The sequence below is a fragment of the Candidatus Micrarchaeia archaeon genome (assembly GCA_041650355.1).
Classification (GTDB): Archaea; Micrarchaeota; Micrarchaeia; order Anstonellales; family Bilamarchaeaceae; genus JAHJBR01.
Genome location: JBAZLI010000079.1, coordinates 1 through 4,024 on the forward strand (window position 1 = coordinate 1; position 4,024 = coordinate 4,024).

The window sequence follows — 4,024 nt, forward strand, 5'->3', positions numbered from 1 at the left end:
GATTTGCGGTGCTTAATTTTCCTGTGCTTAAGCAACCCCTATTTCCCTTATTCTCTGGTTTGTTCGGAGCGTCTCTTCTTGGCTCGAGCTTCATGCAGAATGTGAAGATTCCTGAACAGAAAATACAGAGCGCAATAATTGATAAAACTGAAATCAAAAAAACAATGAGCCTAAGCATCATTGCATCCTCTCTTGTCTCATTTCTTCCCGGGGTCGGAAGCGCGCAGGCGGCGGTTATCGCGTCATCTTTCAGGAAAATGAGGGAGAAATCTTTCCTTCTTATGCTCGGCGCGGTGAATTCCATAGTCATGCTTCTGAGCTTTGTCGCGCTCTATTCTATCGGGAAGCCGCGGAGCGGAGTCGCTGTTTTCACGGGAAAATTCCTTCCTGCATTGAGCCAGCAGCAGCTCTGGCTGCTGCTGGCCGTCGGATTGGTTGCAGGATGCATTTCAGTTTTCCTCTCTCTGTTCTTCGCGAAGAAATTCTCTGCAATAATGACAAGGATAAATTACAGGTGGCTTTGCTTGGGAATTCTTGTTTTCATAACCGCAATCTCTGTTCTTTTATCAGGCCCGCTTTCCCTGCTTGTCTTGGTTACAGGGGCAGCGATAGGAATGCTGACTGCATTCCTCGGAGTGAGAAAAATCCAGATGATGGGATGTTTGCTTTTGCCTGTTATTTTGTATTATCTTATTTAGAAGAACTTCTTCAGATCCTGCTGCTTCTCTTTCTCCCTTCCGAAGACGCTTTCTATCGCGACAGTTATCAGCGCGATGTTCTGCTTTGTGTATGCAGGGACATTGAATTTCTCGGCGAGCTTTCTCGCGGACTCGAGATATTTGATTATCGAGCCCTCCGCTATCGTGAAAATCAGCCTGCCTCCGCATTTCAGACACTTGCCTTTCAGCGGCGGCCTCCTGTATTTCTCGTTGCAGCCGACGCATCTGAACTGCTGCTTCGTGAATTTATGGAAATTGCCCTTGATATCCCTGATGAAATGCCTGTCTATCACAAGGCGCGCGACATCTGCCTCGTCGACGGCCCTGAGCTTTTCTGCGAGAGCCATCTGATGGTCCAGCTTTTCCTGCATCGTTGCCAGCGTCTTGTATATCGAGCATCCTGTTCCCGCGTTTATGTCGCTGACATCATGGGTATAGTGCAGGTTCTTCAGCGAGGCGAACTCGCTATCGCTTTTCAGCCTGTCTGATATCTGCTCTATCTTCACTGTATTCGGAGGCATGTTTTTCTCCGCGGCCATATACATTTCGAGAGGGTATTCCTTCGCCACATCAAGGTCGAAAATCATGTCGTCGATTTCAGCGGGCCTTATTCTCGTGTTCAGAGTAAGAGGGGCATCCTGCGTCGAGCCTCTGTGCGCCGGAAGATATTCCCTCGAGAAATTCAGCAGCGCATCGAGAAGAAGCATCATCGCGCCTTCGTCCCCGTCGCAGTCCCTTCTCATGGTTGCGTGCATGAACGGCGAGGCGAGGAATGCCTGCATAGGCGCATGGCCTATTATCCTCGCGACAACGCCTGCGCAGTTATGCGGGGCGATGCAAAGAAGAAGATGGCCCGCCAGATCCTCTTTTTTCTGCAGGTTGTAGAACGGCTTCTGCTTGTAGAATTTCTCGAGAAGCGCGTCGATGAATTTGGCAGTCTTGAAAAAAGTGTCTGTCGCGGCCTCGTCGTTTCCCCCGTATGAAGGGAGGATTATGTCGTGCGGCTTCATTTCGAGAATCTGCTCCTCGTTTTTCAGCTCCCTGTCGAAAATGTCTTTGGTGTATCCCAATTCCCTGAGTTTTTCTATCGAGGTTCCGACTTCCTTCGGCTTGAATTGTGTTATCGGAACTTCGCTCGCATCGTATCTTATTGTCCCGTCTTTGTTGACATGAAGGCTGAATGATGCCCTTAAGATTCCCTTCGCGAGATTCTCGGGGATGTGCTTGGTCGAGCTCGTTCCCCTCACTCCTTTCACGAGAACGGGTTTTTCCTTCAGCCCGAGCTGCTTTATCGCGCAGTCATAATATTCTTTTATTGGTATTTTCTGCTCGCTGAAAGGCCTCATGGATTCCTGCCCGTGAAGGGGGCAGCTTTCTGTCTCCATTTTCTTGAAGCATTTGGAGCAGTAATGCATCTGCTGGGTTTTTCCTCCGCATTTGTGGCATACGAAATATATGCTCTCGCTGCCGCATTTTTCGCACCAGTGGATTGGCCAGTCTGATTCCACATACCCTTTCTCGTTCGCAGCCTGCAGGCTGCGCAGTCTCCCTCCCTCTTCTCCGACGGGAAAAAGGCAGTTCGGCGAGCCTGTGAGCTCCCTCGGCTTCGCCTTCTCCGGCCTTCCCATCCTCGAGCCGATGAATGTCCCTGCCTTGTCTTTTATCCTGAATCTGGAATTCTCGTTTATGAATTCCAGAACAGTCTTCTCTCCTGCAATCTTCGCTTTTTCAAAAAAAGCTTTTATTTCTGATTCGAAATTCTCGGGGGATATCCCGAAATTGGCGGCCATCGCATCCGCATCTTTTTTCTCGATGATTACATCAGCTATTCCGACCTTGTGCTCCATCCCTGTCAGCTCCAGCGCCCTTTTCGCGGGAACAAGCCTTTCCCTCTCGTGGCTTCCGTACGGAAGATTGAGGTTTCCATTCGCGGGCTCTGCGCGGGAAATCCATTCCAATAAATCGATGAATTGGCTGAATTTTATCTGCGACCAGTAATATATGAAATCAGGATGCAGGGGCATGTTGAAGACAATGCTGACTTTCATGGCCTCCTCGAGGCTCGGCGCTTTTTTGTCGAGTGTCTGCAGGACTTTCTGCATGTCCTCGAGCTGCGCCTCTGTCTTTATCGCCAGAGTCTGGGGGTCTGAATATTTCACAGCGACTTCCTTCAGCTCCGCGAGCCACCACTCATTGTTGTATCCGCAGGGATTCAGCAGATGGTTTCTGTTTATGAAATCCCCGTACGAAACAAGAATGTCTCCTGAATAGATTATCTCTTTTATCTTGTCTTTCAATTCCTTCGCCTTTTCTACTGTCCTGAACTGCACGACAGAGCCGTCAAGCAGCTTTACAATCGGCCCGTCTATGCTGTCGCACACTCCTATCGCCGCAGCCTTGCTCGGCTTCTCTAATTTTATCTGCGTTCCGAATGCTATGAATCCGTCGAACGCGGTCATTGTCGCGGGATGTATCGCCATCGCGGAATACCCGCTCAGCCTGCATCTGCCGTACCTTAATCTGAATGCGCCTGAAGCGGATGGATGCCCGAAAACAGGCCTGCCCGCGACGACATCCTGAATGTATGTTGCTGTCGCGGACTGCTTCTTCTCCTCTATCTTTGATTTCTGCAGCTCTACGAATTTCTCGAGCCAGTCCCAGTCCTTGAATTTGAATCCTATTTTCCTCAGCTTGTTCAGCGTTCTCAAAAGCTTCGGGGCTTTCTGGGCGATTCCCTCTCCTAAGATAAGGCATGCCCCGCTCCTTATCCTGTTTGTCTCTATCCTGTCAAGGTCCTTGTAATTGGAAACCTCTCTTTCCTCTGTCGGGTCGCCGTCTATCTGTATGGGAAGATTCCTCACGAGAAAATCTATTTCAGCAGGGCTCGGAAGATACTGGAGATTATTGACTCTCTCGTGCCTGTCATAAACCTCTGTTATCATTCTTTTCACTTCCTGCTCTGTCGGGTCGTATTTTGCATAGCCCATAAGTTCCCTAATATAGTCTGTTATCAGAAGGAAAATGCTCGCGGCTGTTCTTCCCGCCCCTCCTATGGGTCCCGAGAAAAACGGGGAGATGTAATCTTTTCCGTCCCTTGTTTTCTTGACTTTGAAATGAGTGTATCCCTCGAGGGGAGCGGCGACAACGCCGCATGTCAGATAGCCGAATGCGACTCTCAGGCCCGCATCCATCGCTTCCTCATGGCTTTTGAACTTGCAGAATTTTTCCTTCGCGATTTCCTCCGAGATTTTCAGGCAGACAGCCGGATCCAAAAATCCGTATTCTTTCTCGAGCTCCTTTATTCT

Annotated in this window: 2 protein-coding genes; one reads left to right on the forward strand and one right to left on the reverse strand. The window is 49.5% G+C overall.

Annotation, left to right across the window (positions count from 1 at the left end; genetic code table 11):
- Positions 1-23: 23 nt before the first annotated feature.
- The gene (locus tag WC488_04820) at positions 24-698 is read left to right on the forward strand and encodes a tripartite tricarboxylate transporter permease (protein MFA5077720.1); all 675 of its coding nucleotides are present in this window, start codon (positions 24-26) and stop codon (positions 696-698) included.
- On the opposite strand, the gene polC is transcribed toward WC488_04820, so the two are convergent.
- Positions 695-4,024, reverse strand: a 3,330-nt coding sequence (polC, locus tag WC488_04825) for a DNA polymerase II large subunit (protein ID MFA5077721.1), incomplete at its 5' end; no start/stop codon positions are given. The two genes, WC488_04820 and polC, sit on opposite strands and share 4 nt — an antisense overlap.